The sequence below is a fragment of the Cupriavidus campinensis genome (genome assembly GCF_905397395.1).
Taxonomy (GTDB): domain Bacteria; phylum Pseudomonadota; class Gammaproteobacteria; order Burkholderiales; family Burkholderiaceae; genus Cupriavidus; species Cupriavidus campinensis.
In genome coordinates this window covers 29,467-51,365 of sequence record NZ_CAJPVH010000012.1, presented here as the reverse complement: position 1 = coordinate 51,365, position 21,899 = coordinate 29,467, and the positions used below count along the sequence as shown (strand labels likewise).

Annotated in this window: 22 protein-coding genes and 1 riboswitch; of the genes, 15 read left to right on the top strand and 7 right to left on the bottom strand. The window is 62.3% G+C overall.

Features of this window, described 5'->3' with window-relative positions; all coding sequences use genetic code 11:
* The first annotated feature begins 7 nt into the window (after positions 1-7).
* The 4 genes from KHO18_RS10025 to KHO18_RS10010 all read left to right on the top strand — a co-directional run bounded on the left by KHO18_RS10025 (position 8) and on the right by KHO18_RS10010 (position 3,739).
* On the top strand, positions 8-1,222 hold the full coding sequence (locus KHO18_RS10025) for a CaiB/BaiF CoA transferase family protein (RefSeq protein ID WP_144197708.1): 1,215 nt from the start codon (positions 8-10) through the stop codon (positions 1,220-1,222).
* A 37-nt stretch (positions 1,223-1,259) separates the two neighbouring features.
* Positions 1,260-2,258, top strand: a complete 999-nt coding sequence (locus KHO18_RS10020) for a Bug family tripartite tricarboxylate transporter substrate binding protein (RefSeq protein ID WP_144197707.1) — start codon at positions 1,260-1,262, stop codon at positions 2,256-2,258.
* A 749-nt stretch (positions 2,259-3,007) separates the two neighbouring features.
* A complete protein-coding gene (locus tag KHO18_RS10015; protein ID WP_144197706.1) occupies positions 3,008-3,235 on the top strand; it encodes a DUF2188 domain-containing protein in 228 nt (75 codons plus the stop codon).
* Between the two features lie 87 nt (positions 3,236-3,322).
* The gene (locus KHO18_RS10010) at positions 3,323-3,739 is read left to right on the top strand and encodes a carotenoid oxygenase family protein (protein WP_144197705.1); all 417 of its coding nucleotides are present in this window, start codon (positions 3,323-3,325) and stop codon (positions 3,737-3,739) included.
* On the opposite strand, the gene KHO18_RS10005 is transcribed toward KHO18_RS10010, so the two are convergent.
* The gene (locus KHO18_RS10005; protein ID WP_144197704.1) at positions 3,625-4,608 is read right to left on the bottom strand and encodes an NAD(P)H-quinone oxidoreductase; all 984 of its coding nucleotides are present in this window, start codon (positions 4,606-4,608) and stop codon (positions 3,625-3,627) included. The genes KHO18_RS10010 and KHO18_RS10005 overlap by 115 nt on opposite strands.
* A 139-nt stretch (positions 4,609-4,747) precedes the next feature.
* On the opposite strand from KHO18_RS10005, the gene KHO18_RS10000 reads away from it, so the two are divergent.
* Positions 4,748-5,620: a LysR family transcriptional regulator gene (locus KHO18_RS10000; protein ID WP_211943102.1), complete on the top strand. Its 873-nt coding sequence runs from the start codon at positions 4,748-4,750 to the stop codon at positions 5,618-5,620.
* Between the two features lie 19 nt (positions 5,621-5,639).
* Here KHO18_RS10000 and argC read toward each other — a convergent pair whose 3' ends face one another.
* Positions 5,640-6,563, bottom strand: coding sequence for an N-acetyl-gamma-glutamyl-phosphate reductase (argC, locus tag KHO18_RS09995; RefSeq protein WP_211943101.1), 924 nt, complete (start codon positions 6,561-6,563; stop codon positions 5,640-5,642).
* Positions 6,564-6,699: 136 nt separating this feature from the next.
* On the opposite strand from argC, the gene KHO18_RS09990 reads away from it, so the two are divergent.
* Entirely contained in the window at positions 6,700-7,584 is an 885-nt protein-coding gene (locus KHO18_RS09990) for a LysR family transcriptional regulator (RefSeq protein WP_144197701.1), read from the top strand.
* A 716-nt stretch (positions 7,585-8,300) separates the two neighbouring features.
* On the opposite strand, the gene KHO18_RS09985 is transcribed toward KHO18_RS09990, so the two are convergent.
* From KHO18_RS09985 to KHO18_RS09970, 4 genes are read right to left on the bottom strand one after another with little or no spacing between them, the layout of a single operon-like run.
* Positions 8,301-8,738: an acyl-CoA thioesterase gene (locus KHO18_RS09985; protein WP_144197700.1), complete on the bottom strand. Its 438-nt coding sequence runs from the start codon at positions 8,736-8,738 to the stop codon at positions 8,301-8,303.
* Positions 8,731-9,501, bottom strand: coding sequence for a short-chain dehydrogenase/reductase (locus KHO18_RS09980; protein WP_144197699.1), 771 nt, complete (start codon positions 9,499-9,501; stop codon positions 8,731-8,733). The genes KHO18_RS09985 and KHO18_RS09980 overlap by 8 nt, the downstream gene beginning before the upstream one ends.
* Positions 9,502-9,511: 10 nt before the next feature.
* The gene (locus KHO18_RS09975; protein WP_144197698.1) at positions 9,512-10,339 is read right to left on the bottom strand and encodes an alpha/beta fold hydrolase; all 828 of its coding nucleotides are present in this window, start codon (positions 10,337-10,339) and stop codon (positions 9,512-9,514) included.
* Between the two features lie 32 nt (positions 10,340-10,371).
* Positions 10,372-11,952, bottom strand: coding sequence for an MFS transporter (locus KHO18_RS09970; protein ID WP_211943100.1), 1,581 nt, complete (start codon positions 11,950-11,952; stop codon positions 10,372-10,374).
* 169 nt (positions 11,953-12,121) lie between these two features.
* Between KHO18_RS09970 and KHO18_RS09965 the strand changes: the two genes are divergently transcribed.
* The 6 genes from KHO18_RS09965 to KHO18_RS09940 all read left to right on the top strand — a co-directional run bounded on the left by KHO18_RS09965 (position 12,122) and on the right by KHO18_RS09940 (position 18,257).
* Complete coding sequence (locus KHO18_RS09965; RefSeq protein ID WP_144197696.1) at positions 12,122-13,072, top strand: LysR substrate-binding domain-containing protein; 951 nt, start codon at positions 12,122-12,124, stop codon at positions 13,070-13,072.
* Between the two features lie 120 nt (positions 13,073-13,192).
* Positions 13,193-14,461, top strand: coding sequence for a CaiB/BaiF CoA transferase family protein (locus KHO18_RS09960; protein ID WP_211943099.1), 1,269 nt, complete (start codon positions 13,193-13,195; stop codon positions 14,459-14,461).
* A gap of 11 nt (positions 14,462-14,472) precedes the next feature.
* Positions 14,473-15,300: an enoyl-CoA hydratase-related protein gene (locus KHO18_RS09955; protein ID WP_211943098.1), complete on the top strand. Its 828-nt coding sequence runs from the start codon at positions 14,473-14,475 to the stop codon at positions 15,298-15,300.
* Positions 15,301-15,377: 77 nt separating this feature from the next.
* The gene (locus KHO18_RS09950; RefSeq protein ID WP_144197693.1) at positions 15,378-16,382 is read left to right on the top strand and encodes a tripartite tricarboxylate transporter substrate binding protein; all 1,005 of its coding nucleotides are present in this window, start codon (positions 15,378-15,380) and stop codon (positions 16,380-16,382) included.
* A 645-nt stretch (positions 16,383-17,027) separates the two neighbouring features.
* A complete protein-coding gene (locus KHO18_RS09945; RefSeq protein ID WP_144197692.1) occupies positions 17,028-17,717 on the top strand; it encodes an ArsR/SmtB family transcription factor in 690 nt (229 codons plus the stop codon).
* Between the two features lie 33 nt (positions 17,718-17,750).
* Positions 17,751-18,257 carry a DUF6630 family protein gene (locus KHO18_RS09940; RefSeq protein WP_144197691.1) on the top strand — a complete coding sequence of 169 codons (507 nt, stop codon included), beginning with the start codon at positions 17,751-17,753 and terminating at the stop codon, positions 18,255-18,257.
* Positions 18,258-18,278: 21 nt separating this feature from the next.
* Here KHO18_RS09940 and KHO18_RS09935 read toward each other — a convergent pair whose 3' ends face one another.
* Positions 18,279-19,274 carry a LysR family transcriptional regulator gene (locus KHO18_RS09935; RefSeq protein ID WP_144197690.1) on the bottom strand — a complete coding sequence of 332 codons (996 nt, stop codon included), beginning with the start codon at positions 19,272-19,274 and terminating at the stop codon, positions 18,279-18,281.
* A 169-nt stretch (positions 19,275-19,443) separates the two neighbouring features.
* On the opposite strand from KHO18_RS09935, the gene KHO18_RS09930 reads away from it, so the two are divergent.
* The 3 genes from KHO18_RS09930 (at position 19,444) to KHO18_RS09920 (ending at position 21,858) form a co-directional block, all read left to right on the top strand.
* Complete coding sequence (locus KHO18_RS09930; protein ID WP_144197689.1) at positions 19,444-19,710, top strand: PepSY domain-containing protein; 267 nt, start codon at positions 19,444-19,446, stop codon at positions 19,708-19,710.
* A gap of 2 nt (positions 19,711-19,712) precedes the next feature.
* Positions 19,713-20,264: a cytochrome b/b6 domain-containing protein gene (locus tag KHO18_RS09925; protein ID WP_144197688.1), complete on the top strand. Its 552-nt coding sequence runs from the start codon at positions 19,713-19,715 to the stop codon at positions 20,262-20,264.
* A gap of 57 nt (positions 20,265-20,321) precedes the next feature.
* A riboswitch (glycine riboswitch) is annotated at positions 20,322-20,420 on the top strand.
* A gap of 163 nt (positions 20,421-20,583) precedes the next feature.
* Positions 20,584-21,858, top strand: coding sequence for a D-amino acid dehydrogenase (locus KHO18_RS09920; protein WP_144197687.1), 1,275 nt, complete (start codon positions 20,584-20,586; stop codon positions 21,856-21,858).
* The last annotated feature ends 41 nt before the right edge of the window (positions 21,859-21,899 follow it).

Below are 21,899 nucleotides of genomic sequence, written 5' to 3'. Positions count from 1 at the left end.
GATCACCATGGCACTACAAGATCAAGCCGCGCCGTTGCCGCTGGCAGGCGTGCGCATTCTCGACCTCTCGCGCGTACTGGCGGGGCCGATGTGTGCGATGGCCCTGGCGGACCTCGGCGCCGACGTCATCAAGATCGAGCACCCCGAGCGGGGCGACGACACCCGCGACTGGGGCGTACGGATCGGCACGCGCAATACCTCCTATTTCAATAGCGCCAATCGCAACAAGCGCTCGGTCACCCTGGACCTGCAGAGCGAAGAGGGCGTGCAGCTGGCGCGCCAGTTGGCCGCGCGCAGCGACGTGGTGATCCAGAACTTCAAGGTCGGTGGCGCTGAAAAGCTGGGCCTGGGCTACGAACAGCTCAGCGCGGACAATCCGGGCCTTGTGTACTGCTCGATCTCCGGCTACGCACGCTTCACGCCGGAAGCCGAGCGTCCGGGCTACGACCTCGTGGTACAGGGCGAAGCCGGCGTGATGGCCACCAACGGCGAGGCCGGGCAAGGGCCGCTGAAGTTCGGCGTCGCGGCCGTGGACATGTTCACCGGCATGTACGCCGGGCAGGCGATCCTGGCGGCGCTGTTCGCGCGCCACACCACAGGGCGCGGACGCCATGTGCAGATGGCCCTCTACGACTGCGGGCTGATGATCACGTCGTACTACGGCATGGAGGCGCTGCTCAAGGCCGGCGACCCGCCGAAGTTCGGCAACGCCCATCCGTCCATCGTTCCCTACGGGGTCTTCGAGGCCGCCGACGGCCCGCTTGTGATTACCGTGGGCAACAACGGCCAGTTCCAGCGATTCTGCCGCGAGGTCATCGGCCGTCCTGAATGGGCGGAAGATCCGCGATTTGCGACAAACACGGCGCGCTCGGCCCATCGCGACACCCTGCTGGCCGCGCTGCGCGAAACCCTGCGTCATTTCACCCGGGCCGAGCTACTGCAGCGGCTGACCGCCGCCCAGATTCCCTGCGGCGAGGTGCTGGGCATGCTCGACGCGCTGCAGTCCCAGCGCACCGCCGACGCGGGGCTGCTGCACCATTTCCACGACACCGAGGCCGGTGCGCAGGCCGTGCTGGCCCCACCCTATGCGATGGATGGCCAGCGCCTGCCCGTGCGCCGTCCGCCGCCCCATATGGGCGAGCACACCACGGAAATTTTCAAGGAAGTGCTACAACTCGACGACAACGCTATCGCGGGCCTGCGATCCCGAGGCGTGATCTGATCCCGATATTCAATTCAACAGACTGGAGACAAGACCCATGACCAAGCTGCAACTCAGCCGCCGCCAGATCCTCAAGGCCGGCGCCGCGGCCTCCCTGGCGTCGATGATGCCCGCCGTGCTGGCCAAGACCGGCTGGCCGGAGAAGTTCATCAAGATGACCGTCGCGTTCCCGGCGGGCGGCCCCACGGACACCGCCGCCCGGATCGTGGCGCAGAAATTGTCGGAGCGGCTTGGGCAGCAGGTCATTATCGAGAACAAGCCGGGCGCGTCGGGTTCCATCGGCACGGCCAGCTTCATCAAGAGCCCCGCCGATGGCTACAGCCTGTCGATGTTCGGCATGCCGGCCCTGCTGGCGCCGCTGATGTACAAGAACAACGCCTATGACGTGAAGAAGGACTTCCTGTCAGTGGCGACTGTCTACGTGCTGCCGATGGCCGTCGTCATCAACCCCGCCGTGGTGCCTGGCGTGGAGACCCTGCCAGACCTGATCCGCTTCGCCAAGGCCAGCAAGACGCCGCTGAACTACACCAGCTCCGGCACCGGCAGCTTCGGGCACCTGGCCATGGAGCAGCTCAAGGACCTGGGCGGCTTCGACATGCAGCACGTGCCGTACCGCGGCAGCGCGCCGGCCGTTGCAGACCTGCTGGGCGGACAGGTCGGCATCATGTTCGCCGACGTGGTAGCCGCCCTGCCCCACATCCGCGCGGGCAAGCTCAAGGCGATTGCCTTGAGTTCGCCGAACGCCAAGGTGCTGCTGTCCGGCGTGAAGACGGTTTCCGAACAGGGCTTCCCGGGCTTCGACTTCGACTCCTGGGGCGGGCTGATCGCGCCGCTGGAGACGCCCCAGGCCATCGTGGACCGCATTGCCAGCGAGACCCGCGAGATCGTCACCGGCGACAAGGAACTGCAGCAGAAGCTGGTGAGCGCCGGCGCCATCGCCGCGTTCCAGGACGGCAAGCAGATGCAGGCGCGCCTGAACAAGGACTACGACCGCTGGAGCGCCATCGTCAAGGCGAAGAACATCACCGCCAACTGAGGTCTGTGCACCGGCGGCCGTCGCCGTGAAGGCGGCAAAACGGGTGTGTGGTATTCAGCGCTTGTTGCCAGGCCGCCGGTGTGACGCTATCGCAGCGTTCCCTGAGTAGTACTAAAACTTCTTGCCGCGCGAACGCGCCTTTTGATCTGCTGCGCGAAAATTGCGGATGTCCTATGGTCGAAAAAGCCGTGCAGGCTCACGCTGACGCGTGATCAATGGCGTGATCAATGCGACTTTGTCTTATGTTCCAGATGGTCAGCGGCGATATCTTCCTCGCGGGATACCGTGTTTGTCAGTCGGAACTGGAACCAGAACAAGGCAATCAGCGCCAATATCGCAAGGCCGCCAAGTAAGAATCTGGGCCACATTTTTATCCTCGTCTGAGATGTCACATCGACCAAGTCGACGGTAACGCGATGAATAGTCCGGCCAGACTCGCACGCCGTCCCTTCGTGCAGCAGCCACGCCACTCGGAATTCCGTACTGCCCCGCTTCAAGCGTACGCAGAATGGGGTAGAACCGGCATCAAGACGCCATCGAACGCGATCAAATTCCTGTAAAGGCCCGCTGATCAGCAGATTGCCGTCGTCGAGGGCATTTGGAAGCCGCGAAACGATCCAGGCTATTCGCCCCCACGTTTACGCAATTTCTATGCGGCCGCGGTGTTCTGTTATGGGAACTTGATTCCCCGGCCTCTACCATGCAGTCATCTATCGTTTCTCCGGCAAACCTGCCGGTTGAGGAGCATCATGACGACACCGATACTGGTGGCACCGTACCGAGGCGGCTGGGACGTGATTCATGAAGGCGCGCGGTACGCCGATTCGCACCATGCAGATCGCGATGCGGCCGTCGTTGCCGGAACGGCATTGGCCCGGAGCGAAAGGGCGACGCTTGTAACACTAGATCTCGCCGGCTGCGAGTGCACCAGAATCGACTACGCCGCGCGTACCCACATGGCTGCAACGGCCGACTGAAGTACGGCGACGCGGCGGGCCTTGGGGCCGGAAACCCCGTTGCCGACCCAGAAAGATACGCTCCGTTGATGTTTCACAGCGCAGCTTTTGAAGGAGGCCAACCCGCCTTCGGCGGTGTTCAACACGGTGCTCAAGCTCGACACCGAGACCGGCCGATACACGCGCCATGACCTGGGCAACCAGATCGTTGGTGAGGCCGCCTTCGTGCCAAAGCCGGGTGGTCGTACCGAGGATGATGGTTACCTGGCGGCCTTCACTTACGATCCGGTGCGCCGGGGCAGCAACCTGGTGCCGCTGGATGCGCGCCGGATCGCACCTGACAAGCCCCGCCCCGCTCTTCGCCGAAAGCATCGCGCGCGCTGCAAGGATGTCAGGCACAGCCCCGTGACCTACGCCATCGTCAGCATGATCTTCCCGATATTCTGGTTGGATTCCATACGGCGATGCGCATCTGCTGCATTTTTCAACGGAAACGTGCTGTCGATGACGGGCGCCAGGCTGTGACTCGCAAATCGGGGGAGCCACGTATCGGCGAACCGGCGAGTCATGGCATGTTTCACCGCTGGCGGGCGCGATTTCATGACCGTTCCCATGATTTGCAGGTGCCGGTAGAGCAGCCTGTCCAGCGGAAGCTCGGCGCCCTCGATGCCGCCAAGGATGCCAACTTGAACCAGCCGGCCGCCAGAGTTCAGGGAGCGGATGTTGCGTGCCAGGTAGGGCGCGCCGACGAAATCGACGATCACATCGACGCCGCGCCCCTCGGTGACGCTATCTACCACCGCCTCGAAGTCTTCGGTCTTGTAGTCAATAGCGACATCCGCGCCGAAGCCGAGTATGGCTTCGCGCTTGCTGCCGTCGGCCGTTGCCAGGACCCTGGCGCCTAGCGCGTGCGCCAGTTGCACCGCCGCCGAGCCGACACCACCAGCCGCCGCATGGATCAGCACTGACTCGCCTGATGTCAGCCGACCGAGATGACCAAGCGCTTCCCAGGCGGTGACGAATACTTCCGGCAACGCACCCGCATGTACGTCGTCCAGCCCATCGGGAATGTGCATGGCCATGCGATAGTCGATGCGTGCCAGTTCCGCGTAACCACCGCCGCCCACGATTCCCATGACGCGGTCGCCAATGGCGAAACCCTGCGTCTCGGAGCCCATCGCAATCACCTCGCCGGCGATCTCCAGGCCCATGAGGTCCGAATCGCCGAAGTTCGCGCGCCCGTAGCCGCCACGCCTGTGCGTGAGGTCCGCGCGGTTGAGACCGGCGGCACGGTTGCGCACCAGCAAGTCATGGGGCCTGACCTCCGGGTCCGGCACGTCGGTGAGTTCCAGAACGTCGGCATCGCCAAATTCAGCGAAAGTGATGGCTTTCATTGTCAGTCCCTGATGGATCGCACGCGCGCCGGACGACAGGTGTCCGGCCATTGGCAGCGAGTATAGAGTTGCGCACCGATGAACTGGTGCGGCAATATTCAGCTTCTCGAATGCAAAAACGCATCACAGGGCCGACAGCATGAATTGGGATGACGCACGGGTTTTCCTTGCGGTGCAGCGTGAACGCACGCTGCGCAAGGCCGCCAAGGTAGTGGGGCTGGACCAGGCTACGGTAGGACGGCGCATTGCCGCGCTTGAGCACGCATTGAACGCCACCTTGTTCTTTCGCGCGTCGGATGGCTATGCCCTCACACCTGCAGGCGAGAGCGTCCTGAAGGCAGCGGAGAAGATGGAGCAGTCCGCGCATGAACTGGCCAGGCAGGCACAGGGTGTGGACAATCGGCTGGCGGGTGAGGTGAGGGTGACCACGACTGATTCGCTTGCACTCGCGTTCGTGATCCCTGCAATTGCCAGCTTGCATGCTGAGCATCCGGACGTCAGGGTGCAGTTGAGCACCTCCACGCAGATGCTCAGCCTCGCTCGGCGCGAATCGGATATCGCCATTCGTACGCAGAAGCCAGAGAGTCCCGACCTGGTGGCGCGACGGCTGGCCCGCTGGCGCGTGGGGCTCTATGCAACGGAGCATTACCTGAGGCGCCACGGCGGGCCCGAACGTGGCACGGGATTGTCGGGACACGATCTCGTGCTGTACCAGCCGTTCCTGTCAGGCAACAGCCGGCCCACGCTGGTGGGCGAGCCTATACATGCGGGGCGCATCGTCGCCAGCGTGCACTCAAGCCTGATGCTGCGCGCGATGATCCGTGCCGACATCGGCATTGGCGAGGTGCCGGTGCATATGGGCGAGCGGGATGGGCTGGTAAGGATCTGGCCCGAACTTTCGCGGGGATCAGCCTACGAAGTCTGGCTGGTCACCCACCAGGACCTCCGTCATACCGCAAGGGTTCGGGCGATGATCGATGCCATCGTGGCGCGCTTTGAGACCGAGGACTGAGGTGCATCGGTGTCGATTGCTACGCAAGCATCAGGTTCAGGTTTTGAATCGCGGCGCCGGATGCGCCCTTCCCAAGATTATCGAACACCGCAGACAGGAGGACGTGCCCGTACTCCATGCCAGGAAATACGCTCAAGCGCATGTCGTTCGTACCGTTGAGCATTTGCGGATCCAGGTGCGTCAGGACGCGCGACTCTTCCAGCGGCAAGACATGTACGTGGTCCGCCCCGGAATAATGGCGCGCGAGGCAGGCATGTAACGTGTCGCCATTCACGCCAGGTGCCAGCAGGCGCAGCGCCAGCGGCACGGTCAGCACGATGCCCTGGCGGAACGCTCCGTATGCAGGAACGAAAATGGGAGGCTGCGCGAGCCCGGCGTGCTGCTGGATCTCCGGCGTGTGCTTGTGCGCGAGTTCCAGGCCATAGACCTGGTATGAAGGCGCGTTGGAGGCTCCCGGTCCCTCATATTCCGCCACGCCGGCGCGTCCGCGTCCGGAGTAGCCGGATACCGCATGAATGCTGATGGGGTAATCGCCCGGTATGAGCCCAGCCTGCACTAACGGACGCAGCAGGCCAATCGCACCGGTCGGATAGCACCCGGGGTTGGTGACCCGACGTGCGTTTGCGATGCTCTCAGCCTGCCCCGCCATCATCTCCGGAAATCCGTACGTCCAGTCCGGCCGGGTACGGTGGGCGGAGCTTGCGTCGATGACTCGAACCGCAGGATTGACAATCGTGGCCACTGCCTCGCGCGCGGCGGCATCCGGCAGACAGAGGATGGCGATGTCGCAGGCGTTGATGGCTTCTGCGCGACGCCGCAAATCCTTGCGCTCCGCAGCAGCAAGCGTGATGAGTCTGATGTCGGTCCGGTTACGCAGCCGTTCGTGGATTAGCAACCCGGTGGTGCCTTGGTCGCCGTCGATGAAAACAACGGGAGAGCTCATACGTGAAATACTCCGCTGACTGTGGGTTGCGAGAAGCAAAACGAAGAACGAGCCCTTATGATTCATGGGCCGCTACAATATAGAAAGTTGAATTTCATAACCTGAACATTCAGTTTTCCTGAACTTGGACGCCGACATGCGAGAGATCAGCCTGGACCGCTTGCGCACTCTGGTCGCCATTGCAGACCGCGGATCTTTTGCCGAGGCGGCGCGTGCATTGCACCTGGCGCCACCAACGGTTAGCCTCCATATCGCCGAGCTTGAAGAACGCATTGGGGCTCCACTCCTGTCAAGGAAGCGCGGACATGTCAAGCCGTCGGCGATAGGAGAGGTGCTGGTGGAGCGCGCGCGCCGACTGTTGGCCGATACGGAGCGGGCGTTAGACGATATTCAACGCCAGGTGCAGGGGCTCGAGGGGCGCGTGCGGCTCGGTGCGTCGACTGGCGCGATCGCGCACCTGTTGCCGCAAGCGCTTGAAGTGCTGCGCCAGCACCATCCCGCTATCGACATTCAAGTTGCAGTGCTGACTTCACATGAAACGTTGTCCCGACTGGCGGATGGGACGCTGGACGTTGGACTGGTCGCTCTGCCCCAGCCCCCGGTGGCCGGACTCGTGATCAAGCCTTGGAGGCGCGACCCCGTGATGGCCTTTGTACCGGCGCATTGGCAGTGCCCGGCCCGCGTCACACCTGAATGGCTCGCTGCCCGACCTCTCATTCTCAATGACGCGACCACGCGTCTTTCACGCCTGACTATGGAGTGGTTTGCGACCGGGGGGTATCATCCCGCGCCTCGCATTCAGCTCAACTACAACGACGCGATCAAGAGTCTGGTAGCGGCAGGTTACGGCGCCGCGCTGTTGCCCCATGAGGCGACCGCGCCATCGCCCGACAAACGCATTGTCATGCGTCCGCTGCGCCCGGCGTTGTGGCGTCGGCTCGGCATTGCACATCGTGCGGGGTATGTTGAGCGTTCCACGCAACACGTCCTTGATATGTTGCGGGATCTGCGATTGGCGTAGGAGCTGCGGTTCTCCGCCTCGGTTCGTTCTCGCTGGAACAGTGGACCCGCGGAAGACCTTATCAAGCGGTTGCGGTACGACCCCAGAGCGGTGCACTCCGCAAAGCCACCTGGTCGGCAAAGGTGTTGTAGGTCGCCGCGACGCACGTGTCGGTCCGTTTGGAGAAGAAGTAGTCACCAATCAGGAAAGCGGACAACTTGTGGCCGCTCTCTCCCGCCGCGTTGACGTCATTGGCGGCGTCATAGATCGCAGCCGCCGATCATTGTTTGCGTAGGTCTCCGTTCGAGCTTCTCGCAAGTCAGAATCAGCGACGGCGCATAGGTGAAAACGGCTCCGCGAACTGTTTGCTCATTGAAGAAGAACACCCACATCAGCAGCATGACGGGTGCCATTCGGATCGTAGCGAGTTCATCACCACTGAGCAGGTGCCTCGATATTGGGGCAGCCTGTAGGCGAGTTCCCCAAACCGTCAACCCCTGCCGAATTCCGATCCACGCAATGCTGCAAAGACTGATTGTGATGTCTATGACCCGCAAACCATGTGGCATCCATCGGCATCCAGGCCGCCGCCATGGGCGCCCGCTGTACCGGTGAACAGCAGACCAGCGACGCCCGCAACAAATGCGGTCAGAACGCTGCAGATGCGCTGCGCCGGCCACTGTCTTTCGTAAGCCGAAGTCTGGCGTTCGTCCGCCACAATGCCCGGGTCCAACCGACTAGGCGGTGGCTTTGCAGAGCAGGTGCGACAACGCTTGACGCGTTTCGTTGGGTACTGACACCGGCCGGTTCGATTTGCGGTCCACATAGACGTGGACAAAGTGGCCGGCAGCGCAGACGACTTCCTCCCCCTCGCGGAACACCGCCACCTCATATCGGACACTTGAGTTGCCCAACTTCGACACCCGAACACCGATCTGCAGCCGGTCCGGAAACGCAAGGGATCGGAAATACGAACAGCCGGTATCGACGACGAGGCCAACCACGCGTCCGCCATGAGTATCAAGCACCCCGCGTTCGATGAGGTATTGGTTTACGGCGGTATCGAAGTAGCTGTAATAGGTCACGTTATTGACGTGCCCGTAGACGTCATTGTCCATCCAGCGTGTCTGTACACTCGCCAAGTGGGGGTAGTCCGCACGAGTCGCATCACGCATACCGAGCCCCTCCGTCTGCGTCGACGACTACGCCACTGAGGTACGAGGCGCGCTCCGACGCCAGGAAGACCACTAGGTCTGCCATTTCGCTTGCGTACGCAGCTCTTCCGAAAGGAAGATGCTGGAGCATTTCCTGCCAGCGCGATTCGTCGGCAAATTTCTCCTTCGCCCTCGCCTTGTAAAGCTCTACGAGTCGGTCAGTCTCCGTCGGACCGGGGTGTACGCCGACCACTCGCACGCCGCGGGATGTCGCATGAGCGCCCACGGCCCGGGTAAACGTCGACAACGCAGCGTTACCGGTTGCTCCACACAGATAGTCGTATCGCGGCATCTCCGCCGCAATTCCGATGACGTTGACAATGACCCCAGACCCTCTTTCCATCATCTTGGGAAGAGCCATCCTGGTGGTTTCGATGTAACCGAAGACCTTTAGCTCCCACGCTTCGCGCCATTGAGTGTCGGTCATCGCTGTCAAGCCGCCACCAGGAATCGCACCTGCGTTGTTGACCAGGATGTCAACCTCGTCCAGACGCGCCTCGAGGGCCTGACGCACTTCCGGTAGCGACAGGTCGCCGACAAATGTCGCGACATTTATGCTTTGCTTGTCTGCCAGTTCACGTTGCGCCCGCGCAGTCGAGTCGGCCGACGAACCCGCGATGGTGACACTCGCACCCTCTGCCGCGAAAGTGCTGGCACAGGCAAGCCCAATTCCGCGACTTCCGCCTGTGATGAGGACCGACTTACCTTTCAAATGCAGATCCATCGCCGTGCTCCTACCTGTTCCTGTCAGCCGACATCATGAAATCGAAGACCACCCGGTTGAACGCTTCCGGCTCTTCCAGGTTCACTGCATGCGTAGTTCGCGGAACGATCCAAAGGCGCGCATCGGGAATGGTGCGCTTCATGAACAGGGCCGGTTCAATGCAGGGCTCGTCGTCATCGCCGGTGACGATGAGCGTCGGCACCCGCAGTTCGCGCATCTTCGCTTCCAGCTCATAGATGGTCTGCCGTCGCATCTGATAGCCGCGAGTAGTCAGCGAGGAGCCCAGCGCCGAATGTTCGGCGAACTGGCGATTGAATTGATCGAATCCCTTGGGATTCTTCTCTTTGAAGCGACGACGAATGGTGCTGTTGGCATAGTGAACGATGCCCTGCTCCATCCCAAGGTTCACGAGACGGTCGGCAAGTTCACCGCTATCACGCAGGAACTGCTCCCGGCGGGCGGGGTCAGACCCATGTCCCGCGCCCACTAGCGTGAGAGACCGGGCCTTTTCTGGGTACGTCAGGCCAAAATTCAAGGTGGCATAGCCGCCCATCGACACGCCCACAATGTGGGCGTTTTCTACCCCGGCCCAGCGCATGACGCTCGCGATATCCTCCACCGCGAACGTCTGGCCGTACTGTTCCACATTTGCGGGGACATCGGACGGGGGGTATCCCCGGGCATTGAAAGTAATGCACCGGAAGTGGGGGCCAAAGAAGCGAACTTGGTCGTCATAGTTGCGGTAGTCGCCCGCAAACTCATGGACAAAGACGATAGGCGTGCCGGATCCAGTCGATTGGACGAAGAGCTTCACACCTTGAGAATCCGCAAACTGCATGATGTTGTCTCGCCAATATGTGTTTTTCAAGATCAGCGCGGTTGGCTGGCAGAGTAGATGTTAATGCCCTTGCTTTCCCTGACAAAGACTGCGCAGATGAGGAAGCAGGCGGCTGCCAGGGCAACCGGGTACCAAAGTCCCGCGTAAATGTCACCTACTGCGGCCGAGATCGCGAAGGTGGTGGCCGGCAAAAATCCACCAAACCAACCAATACCTACGTGATACGGCAAGGACATCGCCGTGTACCGAATGCGTGAGGGGAACAATTCCACCAGCATCGCCGCGATGGGGCCATAGGTCATCGTGCCAAACAGCATCAAGGCGATAAGGACAAGCACCGTCATCGGCTTGTTGATCTGGGAGGGATCTGCCGGGCCAACATGATACCCACTATCGGCCAGTGCCTTGCTCAGCGATGCATTCAACGCCTTAGTCTTCGCACCGTCCTGAGCCGTACCGCCATCGAAGCTCTCAATTGCAATGTGACCAACAACGATTTGGGCTGGCTGGCCAGGCTGTGATGGGACCGAGGTGTAGTTCAGGCCGGCCTTGGCAATGGCGGCACGGGCAATATCACAAGAACTCTTGAACTCCGCGGTCCCCACCGGGTTGAACTGGAAGCTACAGGTCGCTGGGTCAGCGCGTACTGCAATCGGCGCCGATTGCTGCGAACGCTCCAGCGCCGGATTAGCGTAGTGCGTGAGGGCCTTGAACAACGGAAAGAAGAACAAGGCAGCAAGCAGACACCCGGACATGAACACGGGCTTACGGCCAATCCGATCCGACAGTTTGCCGAAAATCACGTAGAACGGTGTCGTGACAATAGTCGCGGCGATGATGAGAAGGTTCGCGGTACCGCCATCTACCTTGAGCGTCTGGGTAAGGAAGAACATGGTGTAGAACTGGCCTGCGTACCACACGACGGCCTGGCCCATTACCATCCCAAAAAGCGCCAGCAGGACGATACGGAGGTTCTTCCACTGCCCGAAGGCTTCCGAAATTGGTGCTTTCGACGTCGCGCCTTCCCGCTTCATCCTCTCGAACTCGGGCGACTCATGAAGCGTCAGGCGGATTCGCAGGGAAATGAGCAGCAGCAAGAGGGAGAACAAAAACGGAATGCGCCAGCCCCATGCGGTGAACGTCTCCTCGCCTAACAGATAACGTGCGTAGACGACGGCTCCACCGTATTCACCGCCGAGCGCCAATCCCTGCAGCATACGCATGGCGACAAACAGTATCGGCGAAGCCATGCCGATCTGTGCGTAGCCGGGCAGCAAGCCGATGGCGAAGGTGGCAACGCCCATCAGTGCAATGGTCACCATGAAGGTGTACTTGCGCCCGACGATGTCTCCAATTCGACCGAAGACGAGTGCGCCGAAGGGGCGAACTGCGAAGCCGGCGGCAAAGCTGAGCAGCGTGAATATGAACCCAGCCGTCGGATTTACGCCGGAAAAGATGTTGGCCGAGATCTGCGCAGCCAGAGAGCCAGCAAGGAAAAAGTCGTACCACTCAAACATGGTACCAAGGGAGGATGCAAGGACAACCCGCCGTTGCGACTGGTCTTGTGCTGCGGCGGGCGCATCGGCAACGGAGCCATCAATACTGGCGGTCATGAAGCGTCTCCTTTCTTGTTGTCCGCATAGTGGGTGCAGCAGCGGACTTGTCTGTGGGCGCAGTATAGGGAGCAGATCAATCGAGGAAAAATATTGAATAACAATGACTCCATCGCGTAGGCTTATGGATTGACACAAGGCATCGTCGTCACGGAGACGGCCAGTAACCATGGAATTCAAGCAGCTCAAGTACTTCGTAAAGATTGCCGAGCTAGGCAACATGACGCGGGCATCGGAGGCATTGCGCATTGCTCAGCCAGCCTTGAGCCAGCAAATCATCAACCTGGAAACCGAATTGGGAGCGCGGCTGCTGGATCGCGGGGTATACGGCGCGCGGCTAACGAGTTCCGGCGAAGTCCTATATGGCTACGCCAAATCGCTGCTCCGCCAGCATGAGGACGTACGCCAGGCCGTCTCCCAGGAAGTCGCCCATCCAACTGGGCGAACGGCCATTGGCATCCCGGGAAGCGCCGGCAAGATGCTGGCTGAGCCGTTAGTGCGGGAATTGCTGTCGAGTGGCGGGATCCTGCTTGAGATTGTTGAGCGGCCCAGCGCGGAGCTCGTAGATCTTGTGGCCGCCGGGAAGCTCGATATCGCCATCGCGGTGGACGCCCAACCGAGACGTGGCGCAAAAATCACTCCTCTATTTACTGAAGCCCTTTACGCCGTCCTTCCCCAAAGCGCAGTGCAAGGCCGCCAGACCTTGAAACTTAAGGAATTGGCGGACAGCCCACTGATTCTTCCGAGCGCCCCGAGCACGATCCGACAACGGGTCGAAGCAGCGCTGCTGGACAAGCGGCTCAAATTCCGCCTCGTCAGCGAGGTCAGCGCGACAGACATGCTTATTCGCCTGGTCGCCGCCAACCTGGGCTGGACCGTGCTGCCTTGGTCCGCCCTCTCCGACGACGTCCAGCGCCAGACCCGCATCACCGCCCTTCCGATTGCCGGATACCGCCTGGACCGCGAGATTTCCCTTTGCGTATCCGACGCCCTGCCCTTGAGCCGCGCAGCGGAGGTAGTGGTCGCGACAACACTTGCCATCCTGAAAGAGCTCCTGGACAACGGAAATTGGCTGGGAGCCAAGCTGCTGCCAGAGGGGCCACTGGCAGGTCCATCGTAATTTCCTATCGAGCGATCCCAATTCCATATTTTTTTTCGTTTGAGAGCGTTCTTATACTGGGCGCATCGCCTGGCTGCCAAAGAAGAAGGCGCCTAGGCAAAACGACAAAAAGGATTGGAGATGAACGCAGGAGACGAGCAGTTCGAACGGCCGCTGCATGGCGTGAAAGTGCTGGAGCTGTCGCAGATTATGGCTGGTCCAACGTGTGGTCTGATGCTTGCCGACATGGGAGCCGAGGTCTACAAGGTCGAGAAATTCCCGGCGGGCGACGATTCGCGAAACTACCGCCGAGAAGGCGATAGTGGGCTCCCCCCATCGTTCATGATGCTGAACCGCGGCAAGCGGTCCATCGGCATCAATTTCAAGTCTCCCGAGGGAAAAGCTGCTCTGTTGCGCATGGTCGCGCAGGCAGACGTTCTCACGGAGAACTTTCGACTTGGCGTGATGGAGCGGCTCGGGCTGGGCTACGACGTCCTCAAAGAGGTGAACTCTGCTCTCATCTACTGTTCGGTTACAGGATACGGACGCGAAGGCCCGCTGGCCAGTAAAGGCGGGTTCGACCTGATTCTCCAGGCGTTCAGCGGCCTCATCAGTGTTACTGGTGAAGAAGGCGGCGAGCCAGTCAAGCCAGGTATCTCGATCGCCGACGTGAATGCAGGCGTTCTGGCCGCAGTCGGAATTCTGGCTGCATACATCCATCGTCTGCGCACGGGCAAAGGCCAGCGAGTAGACACCTCCCTCCTGCAGGCTTCAATGCAGCAGCTCTACTGGTATGCCGCAGGGTATTTTTCGCACCGCATCGTCCCGACGCCATCCGGCACGGCTCATCCTATTGTCGCCCCATATCAAGTCTTCCGCTGTGCCGATGGCCGGATGGCCATCGGAGGGGCCAACCAAGCAAACTGGGAACGCATCGCAGACGTGCTGGGGCATCCGGAATGGAAAACTGACCCGCGCTTTGATAGCTCGGAAATCCGCCATTCCAACCGAAAGATCCTCGCCGCCCTTATTGAAGAGGTGTTGGCCAGCGACACGCTTGCCTCGTGGCTCGAGCGATTCGACGCAGCATCCATCCCGGCCGGGCCCGTGAACGATGTCGGCCAGGCACTGGAGCATGAGCAGGCACGGGCGGTCCGCATGGTTGTAGACGTCGAGGGGCCTGAGGGCAAAACCATGCGTGCGCTCGGATTGCCGATTCTGTTCAACGGAACGACACACGTTGCCAAGAGCGCGCCGCCCCGAGTCGGCGAAGACAGCGCGGATATTCTTCGTGAGTTCCAATTCTCCGAGGAAGAAATCGACAAGCTCGTCTCCAGCGGAGCGGTGTTTCAGACAGAGACCGGCCGCCGCATTTCGGCTGCGGAAGTTACCGAAGCAATTCCGTCCTGAATGGAGACACCATGAGAACCGAACTCAGCCACACATCAGAAGGCAATGCCGGCTCCCTTGCCCTCCATGAAGACCTCAAGCTGCGCGTGGAGAACGGCCTCGCAATTCTGTCCATCGAGCGCCCAGAGAAACGAAACGCGCTGACGCTTGCCATGTGGCGGGCAATTGGGAACACGATGGCTCAACTCGACGCACGAGACGATGTCCGGGTCATCGCGCTGACCGGAGGCGGGCCCAGCTTCTGCGCTGGAGCGGACATCGCCGAATTTGCGACTGTGCGCTCCAACCCCGAGCAGGTCGTGACCTACGAGGACGCCGTCGACGGCTGCTGCGACGCCATCGAAAACGTCTCGAAACCGACCATTGCTGCCATCAACGGCTTTTGCGTGGGGGGTGCAGTAAACCTCGCGATGGCGTGCGACTTCCGCTACGCGGTCCCGGAGGCCCAACTCTCCATTCCAGCCGCTCGCCTGTCCATTGTCTACGGCCTCAAAGGTACGCGTCGGCTGTTCGAGCTGGTTGGCATCTCCAATGCCAAACGTATCCTCTTCTCCGGTGACCGGCTCGATGTCGCAGAGAGTCGTCGGATTGGCCTCATCGACGAAGTCGCAGACGATGTTCTGGCGAAGACGCGCGCCTCGGCCGCCGTCCTCGCTGACAACGCGCCACTCTCCATTAGCGGCGCCAAGGCAATCTTGAACGGGCTGGCTACGGCCGATCCAAATCTGACCGAGGAAGCCGTTCAAGCCCTGGTAGACCGTGCTGCGCAAAGCGAGGATTACGCAGAAGGACGTCGGGCCTTCGGGGAAAAACGCCGCCCCGTGTTTCGGGGAAGATAAAGCGAGACACGCAACATAGTCACGCAGCCGGCAGGGTCGACACCAGACCGGCACACTATAAATAGAGAGGAGACGCTATGGAATCAAGCACACGTGCACGACAGTTGTTTACGGTATTGAGCACCCTGTCGGCAGTATCGGCCTACACGCTGCTTCCGGCCAACTCGGCCATTGCTCAGGAACCGTATCCGAGCAAGCCCATCCGGCTGGTCATCGGATTTCCGCCTGGAGGCGCGGCGGACACCATCGCACGGATCTATGGTGAAGCCCTTTCCAAAGAACTGAAACAGCCTGTCGTCGTCGACAATCGCCCCGGCGCCGGCACCACTATCGCAGCCGACTACGTCGCAAAGTCGCCTGCGGATGGCTACACGCTGTACATTGGCGGCGCCAGCCTGATGGGAGGTGACAACGCGCTTTACAAGAACCTGCGCTACACGCCGGCGGACTTTGTCCCTGTCACTCAACTGACGACTGCCCCCCTCCTCCTGGTTGCCGGAAAGAACAGCGGCATCAAGAGCACGGGCGAGCTGCTTCAGAGAGCGCGCCAGGCGCCCGGGGGGCTCAACTACTCGTCGAGTGGAAACGGCGTCATCACGCATCTTGCAGCCGTGCATTTCGCCAAGATGGCAGGCATCAGCATGACGCACGTTCCGTACAAGGGCGGTGCCCAATCTGGCCAGGCTGTTGCTGCCGGAGATGCGCAATTGAGCTTTGCCACGCCTGCTTCGGTCCAACCGCTCATTGATGCAGGAAAGCTGAATCCCCTTGCGGTGACATCGGCAAAGCGCTCCACCGTGATGCCGAACTATCCCACTATCGCAGAGGCGGGCGTACCGGGTTACGAACTGTCCAACTGGTATGGACTTTTTGTCACCAAGGGAACGGCTCCGGCGATTGTCCAACACCTCTTTACGGCAAGCGCCAAGGTCCTGCGAGAACAATCGGTCCAAAAGCAACTCGCCGGCCGCGGCGAGGAGGCGGCACCATCGGCTTCTCCCGATTCATTCAAGGTCTTCGCCGCGCAGGAAGGCAAACTGAATGTCGACCTGATCGCCCAAAGCGGTGCAAAAATTGACTAACTCGATAAACGCTCGTTTTCGACACCCCTCTGTTCGACCGCTCTATGCGGTCCGCCCGGCTCACCGAGAAGGGCGAATAGATGTTCACGCTCGGCCCCAGCCTTGACTTCCGTTACACCGCTGAAGGAATAAACAAACTCTCCCCACGGATGCTTCAGCACTGGGTACATCCCGTGTGCTGGCTGTGTACAGGCCCAGATTTTTTCACCCTTGCCTGGGCCGCCAGCAATGCCTCACTTCATGACGCACTTCGAGAAGAACCAACTCGCGGAAGGCGATCCGCCGAGGCGCAGTCAGGTCAAGTACGAAGCGATCCGCCTGAGCAACGTCGTGAAAGGCAGAAGCTCTCGCCGTGCAGGACTGTTCGCGGGAAGGCGCCGGTGATGGGCTGAAGCAATGAAACTTCATCCCCTAGGGGACCCTCTTCCCCAACCTGGCGAAGTGGCACCTCGGAAAGGGATGCGAGAGATATAGGGGCAGATTCGTGCAATGCGCGCCTTGCGAGCGAGCCCCGAAAGCGCCAGGAACCCATCTGCGCGAATACATTTCGCAAGCACTTAATGTTTTGCAAGTTCTTTAATGCGCAAGGTCAGTTGCGCCCACATCGCTATATAATGCATCCGTCATTTCACTGCGCACTGAACTATGGAATACGCTCCTGGTATCAGCCAGCTTGCCGGCCTGCTGGCCGATCCCGGCCGTGCGGCCATGTTGTGGGCGCTGATGGATGGCAGCGCCCGGCCTGCCGGCGAACTGGCGATGATTGCCGGGCTGTCGGCCTCCTCCACCAGTGGCCATCTGGCCCGCATGTCCGAAGGCGGGCTGCTGGCCGTGGAAACGCGCGGGCGCAATCGCTACTACCGGCTGGCCACGCCTGAAATTGGCGTGGCGATCGAGGCACTTGCGTCGGCGTCGCTGGCCAGCCAGCCACCGCGCCTGCGTGCCGTGCCGGTTTCCCGCACCGCGCCGCCGGCGCTGCGGCAGGCGCGCACCTGCTATGACCATCTGGCCGGGGAACTTGCGGTGGGTCTTTTCGAACGAATGTCCGAAGCGGGCTGGCTGATCGTGTCGGGCAGCACCGTCGACCTCAGCGCCCCCGGCGCGGAGGCGATGGGGCAGCTTGGCATCGACCTGGGCGCCACCCGCCGCAAGCGCCGGCAGTTTGCCTGCACCTGCCCGGACTGGAGCGAGCGCAAGCCTCATCTGGGCGGGGCGCTCGGCGCGGCGCTGCTCGAAAGCCTGCTGGCACGCGGGTGGATCGAGCGTACGGACACGTCGCGCGCCCTGCGCGTGACGCCCCGCGGCCAGCGCGAAATCGTGAACGTGGCCGCATGAGTGATATGAATACCAAAGCCAGAGGAGGAGCAGATGGCAATTGAACTGGACGACGACGCGCAAGACGCCATCAGCCGGCTGTTCGCGCTGATCAACCTCGGGGATAGCGCCCAGACCAGCCGGCAGTTCTCGCTGTTCGAGGAAGCGCTGGAAGACGCCGAGGAAGACGAGATCGATGCCGCCGGCCTGCTCTGGCAGGTCAAGGACATCATCGACTGGGAATCCGGCTACTACGTCGACTGGAAAGACGCCGAGTCCTTTATCGGCTGCCTGAACCAGCTTTGCGAGCGGATCGACCTCGAGGTGGACTGGGGCACCGAGGACACCGAGGACGAGGACTTCCTGGAAGGCACGAGCGTGCCCGAGCTGATGGAGATCGTCGCCACGCAGCTGCGCATGGCCGGCTACACGCTCTGGAACTGGGATACCGGCGGCGACGCCTACGGCGGCTGGATCACGCGCAGCGAGGACGACGAAGAGATACTCGAGATCGCCGACACGCTCGGCTTCGACATCCGCCCCGGCGACCAGCCCTACTGAGCTCCCGGCCCGCCCGGGAACTCAGTCGAGCCCGATCACCACGGCGCCGCCGTCATCGTCCGGCGTGTTGGCAATGTCGGTGGCTTCCGCCAGCGCCTTGGCACGCGGCGCCGGGCGCCGGGTCTCCGGCACGCCCAGCGTCTCTTCCAGCACGGTGAGGAAGGCCCGCACGCTCGGCGGCATCAGCTTGCGGGCCGGCATCAGCACGTACACCTTCAGCGGGGATGACGTATAGCCGGGCAGCACGCGCACCAGTTGGCCGTGTACCAGATGTTCGTGCACGAAGCGCGGCGACATGCGCGCCACGCCCAGCCCGTCCAGCGCGGCCTTGAGGCGGACTTCGGCGTTATGCGTGGAGATACGCGGCGAAACATCCATGGCGAAGGTTTCCACGCCGTCGCGCAGGAATTCCCATTGCACGTCGTCGAGGTTGCCCAGCGTCGGCCAGCCCTTCAGGTCCTGCGGCGCGCGCGGCAGGCCGTGCTCGCGGATCAGCGCGGGTGCTGCATAGAACGCACGCTCGATCAGCACCACGCGCTTGCTCGCGAACGAACTGTCGTGGAGGTTGGTGTCGGTCATGACGAAGGCGAGGTCGTAGCCGTGGCGGATCAGGTCGGGCTGGTCCCAGCTCATGTCGAGTTCCACGTGCAGCGACGGGTGCAGCTTGAGCAACCTCGAAAGCGAGGCCGAGAGGTGCTGCGAACCCACCTCGTAAGGTGTGGCGATGCGCAGCGTGCCGCTGACCTCGGCGCTCACCGAGGCGGCCTCCGCGCTGATCTCGCGCAGCTCGCCGAACAGCGGCGCCACACGGTCATAGAGCTGCTGGCCGCGCTGGGTCACGCGCACGCGCCGCGTGGTGCGCTCGAAGAGGCGCACGCCAAGCTGGGTTTCCAGCCGGGCAACCGCTGCGCTGGCCGATGACTTGGGCACTTCCGCCAGTTCGGCCCCCTGCGTGAAGCCGCCCCCTTCCACTACGCGGCAGAAGATTTCCCAGTCTTTCCAGTCGATCGATTTCATGAAACACCTTGGTCTTCGCGTGCCTCCGGGCACGGCCGGATTGTCCCACAGCACGAACAATCCTGCCGCTTGAGACTCAAGGCTGGGGAAAACATTGATTGATAATAATTCGTGTTACCGCGTACGATTCCCGCATCCGCCCCGAATGGGGTGTCTTGTGGGAGTTGCAATGCTGAAAGTCGCCGTCCTTCTCATCGCCGGTGCGTTTTCCACGGGTGCGCTCGCGGGCGCCAAGTGCGACAAGCATCCGAAGTCCGAATGGATGCCCGAGGCCGACGCCAAGGCCAAGATCGCCGCCCAGGGCTACAACATCAAGAAATTCAAGGTGGACGGCAACTGCTACGAGATCTACGGCACCACCAAGGACGGCAAGAAGGCCGAGATCTACTTCGACACGAAGACGCTCGACATCGTGAAGTCCGAGATCGAGAAGTAAACATGTCGGTCCCGGCTAGCCAGCTGCGCGAAGTCGCCACGCTCCGCGTCTGGGACGGGGTGGTGCGGCTCACGCATTGGAGCGTGGCGGCCATTGTGTGCTACGACATCATCGACGATTCCGGCGACCAGATGCACCGCCTGCTGGGCTACGTGGCCGCCGGACTCGTGCTGTTCCGCATCCTCTGGGGCTTCATCGGCAGCGAACACGCGCGCTTCCGCGCCTGGCTGCCGCGCCCTGCCGGTGTGCTGGTCCATGCCCGGGCCATGGCCCGGCGCCGCGCGCCGCGCTTCATCAGCCACACGCCGCTCGGCGCGGTGATGATGCTGGCGATGTGGACGCTGATCCTGCTGCTCGCCGTCACCGGCTGGCTCTCCCGCCTCGACCCGTTCTGGGGCGAGGACTGGCCCATCGACATCCATCGCTGGCTCTCCAACACGCTGCTCGGGCTGGTGGCGGTGCACGCGCTGGTGGCCATCGTTGCCAGCGTGGCCGGCAAGGAAAACCTGATCGGGGCGATGATTACCGGCCGCAAGCCACGCAACCTCGACTAGCCGGGGTTGCCGGAGCAGCGATCCCCGTGGCATAGTGCCCCCGTCGTACCTGTTTTACCCGCGTTATCGGGAGAGACTGTGCCTGCCGCCCGGCAGGCCGGCGCCGAAGGAGCAACCGCCCCGGAAACTCTCAGGCCAAAGGACCGGTAACGCCATTGCACTCTGAAGAACCCCGGCTCGCGTCAGCCGACGGTACCGAAGGAGCAAGCGATGCGCCCGCGCGCATCGTGAATCTCTCAGGTCAAGGACAGAGGGGGCGTGCGTCGCGCATGGTGCGCCACGTACCCCCCATCCACGACGTCCTGGAAGACCTGACAACATGAAGACAATCGCAGTCATCGGCGGTGGCATCACCGGCGTGACGACCGCTTACGCCCTCGCCAAACGTGGTTTCGCGGTCACGCTGCTCGAGCGCCATCGCTACGCGGCCATGGAAACCTCGTTCGCCAATGGCGGCCAGCTCTCCGCATCGAACGCCGAGGTCTGGACCCACCGCTCCACGCTGGTGAAGGGCATCAAGTGGATGCTGCGCAACGACGCCCCACTGCTGGTGAACCCCCGCCCCACCTGGCACAAGCTGAGCTGGTTCGCCGAATTCATCGCCGCCATGCCGCACTACCGGGCGAACACGATCGAGACCGCCCGGCTGGCCATCGCCGCCCGGGCGCACCTGTTCGGCTGGGCCGAGGCGGAAGGCATCGACTTCGACCTCAAGCGGCAGGGCATCCTCCATATCTACCGGGACAAGGCGGGCTTCGACCATGCCGGCGAGGTCTCCCGCCTGCTGGCCGAGGGCGGCCTGCCGCGCCGCGCGGTCACGCCCGAGGAGATGCGTGCGATCGAACCGACACTGGCCGGCCAGTACTACGGCGGCTACTACACCGAGAGCGACGCCACCGGCGACATCCACAAGTTCACCTCCGGCCTGGCCGCGGCGGCCCAGCGGCTCGGCGTGGTCACGCGCTACAGCCAGGATGTGCAGACGGTCACGTCGGACGGCCGCAGGGCCACCATCACCGTCCGCGACGGCGCGCAGGGCACCGCAACCACGTCGACGACCTTCGACGCCGTGGTGGTCTGCGCCGGGGTGGCCAGCCGGCAGTTCGCCGCGCAACTGGGCGACCGCGTGAACATCTACCCGGTGAAGGGCTATTCGATCACGGTGAACCTGCCCGACGCCGCCAGCCAGGCTGCGGCCCCTACGGTCAGCCTGCTCGACGACGAGACCAAGCTCGTGACCAGCCGGCTCGGCGTGGACCGCTTCCGCGTGGCCGGCACGGCCGAGTTCAACGGCATCGACCGCGACATCCGCGCGGACCGCATCCGCCCGCTGATCGACTGGGTCAACACCTGCTTCCCCGGCGTGAGCACGCGCAGCGTGGTGCCGTGGGCGGGGCTGCGGCCGATGATGCCGAACATGATGCCGCGCGTGGGGCGCGGGCGGCAGGCCAACGTGTTCTACAACACGGGGCACGGGCATCTGGGGTGGACGTTGTCGGCAGTGACGGCCGAGATGGTGGGCGATGTCATCCGGCAGGCGGCAGGCGAGCGCGCGACGGTGCGGGCGGGCCTGGCACTGGCTGGCGAGGGCTGATCGATCGCAGGAAGCAAAAAAGCCCGCGACTTTCGTCGCGG

What these genes read in the sequence shown, in the direction of transcription:
- KHO18_RS10025 (WP_144197708.1), top strand. Translation starts at nt 8, where the DNA reads ATGGCACTACAAGATCAAGCCGCGCCGTTGCCGCTGGCAGGCGTGCGC.
- KHO18_RS10020 (WP_144197707.1), top strand. Translation starts at nt 1,260, where the DNA reads ATGACCAAGCTGCAACTCAGCCGCCGCCAGATCCTCAAGGCCGGCGCC.
- KHO18_RS10015 (WP_144197706.1), top strand. Translation starts at nt 3,008, where the DNA reads ATGACGACACCGATACTGGTGGCACCGTACCGAGGCGGCTGGGACGTG.
- KHO18_RS10005 (WP_144197704.1), bottom strand. Translation starts at nt 4,608, where the DNA reads ATGAAAGCCATCACTTTCGCTGAATTTGGCGATGCCGACGTTCTGGAA.
- KHO18_RS10000 (WP_211943102.1), top strand. Translation starts at nt 4,748, where the DNA reads ATGAATTGGGATGACGCACGGGTTTTCCTTGCGGTGCAGCGTGAACGC.
- argC (WP_211943101.1), bottom strand. Translation starts at nt 6,563, where the DNA reads ATGAGCTCTCCCGTTGTTTTCATCGACGGCGACCAAGGCACCACCGGG.
- KHO18_RS09990 (WP_144197701.1), top strand. Translation starts at nt 6,700, where the DNA reads ATGCGAGAGATCAGCCTGGACCGCTTGCGCACTCTGGTCGCCATTGCA.
- KHO18_RS09985 (WP_144197700.1), bottom strand. Translation starts at nt 8,738, where the DNA reads ATGCGTGATGCGACTCGTGCGGACTACCCCCACTTGGCGAGTGTACAG.
- KHO18_RS09980 (WP_144197699.1), bottom strand. Translation starts at nt 9,501, where the DNA reads ATGGATCTGCATTTGAAAGGTAAGTCGGTCCTCATCACAGGCGGAAGT.
- KHO18_RS09975 (WP_144197698.1), bottom strand. Translation starts at nt 10,339, where the DNA reads ATGCAGTTTGCGGATTCTCAAGGTGTGAAGCTCTTCGTCCAATCGACT.
- KHO18_RS09970 (WP_211943100.1), bottom strand. Translation starts at nt 11,952, where the DNA reads ATGACCGCCAGTATTGATGGCTCCGTTGCCGATGCGCCCGCCGCAGCA.
- KHO18_RS09965 (WP_144197696.1), top strand. Translation starts at nt 12,122, where the DNA reads ATGGAATTCAAGCAGCTCAAGTACTTCGTAAAGATTGCCGAGCTAGGC.
- KHO18_RS09960 (WP_211943099.1), top strand. Translation starts at nt 13,193, where the DNA reads ATGAACGCAGGAGACGAGCAGTTCGAACGGCCGCTGCATGGCGTGAAA.
- KHO18_RS09955 (WP_211943098.1), top strand. Translation starts at nt 14,473, where the DNA reads ATGAGAACCGAACTCAGCCACACATCAGAAGGCAATGCCGGCTCCCTT.
- KHO18_RS09950 (WP_144197693.1), top strand. Translation starts at nt 15,378, where the DNA reads ATGGAATCAAGCACACGTGCACGACAGTTGTTTACGGTATTGAGCACC.
- KHO18_RS09945 (WP_144197692.1), top strand. Translation starts at nt 17,028, where the DNA reads ATGGAATACGCTCCTGGTATCAGCCAGCTTGCCGGCCTGCTGGCCGAT.
- KHO18_RS09940 (WP_144197691.1), top strand. Translation starts at nt 17,751, where the DNA reads ATGGCAATTGAACTGGACGACGACGCGCAAGACGCCATCAGCCGGCTG.
- KHO18_RS09935 (WP_144197690.1), bottom strand. Translation starts at nt 19,274, where the DNA reads ATGAAATCGATCGACTGGAAAGACTGGGAAATCTTCTGCCGCGTAGTG.
- KHO18_RS09930 (WP_144197689.1), top strand. Translation starts at nt 19,444, where the DNA reads ATGCTGAAAGTCGCCGTCCTTCTCATCGCCGGTGCGTTTTCCACGGGT.
- KHO18_RS09925 (WP_144197688.1), top strand. Translation starts at nt 19,713, where the DNA reads ATGTCGGTCCCGGCTAGCCAGCTGCGCGAAGTCGCCACGCTCCGCGTC.
- KHO18_RS09920 (WP_144197687.1), top strand. Translation starts at nt 20,584, where the DNA reads ATGAAGACAATCGCAGTCATCGGCGGTGGCATCACCGGCGTGACGACC.